Origin of the sequence: Bacillus sp. ES1-5 (assembly GCF_022487605.1) — a bacterium.
GTDB lineage: Bacteria > Bacillota > Bacilli > Bacillales > Bacillaceae_G > Bacillus_A > Bacillus_A wiedmannii.
Genome location: NZ_JAKVPU010000046.1, coordinates 1 through 572, shown reverse-complemented (window position 1 = coordinate 572; position 572 = coordinate 1). Strand labels below are relative to the sequence as shown.

1 protein-coding gene is annotated in these 572 nt (G+C 34.3%); it reads left to right on the top strand.

The annotated features are described in order from the left end of the window. On the top strand, positions 1–572 hold a 572-nt coding region (locus MKO96_RS29210), incomplete at both ends, for an IS4 family transposase (protein ID WP_240589346.1).

The following is a 572-nucleotide window of genomic DNA, read 5'->3' as shown; positions in this document are numbered from 1 at the left end:
TCTTTGTTGTTCCAACAAAAAATCTGTGAACAAACTCACATTTCTAGCCAACTTTTTGCGCATTTTAAACGTATTCGCATCATGGATGCCACTATGTTTCAAGTACCCCATACTTTGGAACATATATATCCTGGTTCAGGTGGCTGTGCGCAAACAGCTGGGATCAAAATTCAATTAGAATATGATTTGCATAGTGGACAATTTCTTAATTTTCAAGTGGGACCTGGAAAAAATAATGATAAAACATTCGGAACAGAATGTTTAGATACGTTACGGCCAGGCGATTTATGTATTCGTGATTTAGGATATTTTTCATTAGAGGATTTAGATCAAATGGATCAACGTGGTGTGTACTATATATCGCGACTCAAATTAAACAATAGGGTATATGTCAAAAATGAATTTCCTGAATACTTTCGAAACGGAACAATAAAAAAACAATCTCAGTACATCAAAGTTGATTTAGAGCACATCATGGATACCTTAAAACCAGGACAGACCTTTGAAATAAAAGAAGCTTATATTGGAAAGGATAAAAAACTATTCACTCGGGTGATTATGTATCGATTAAC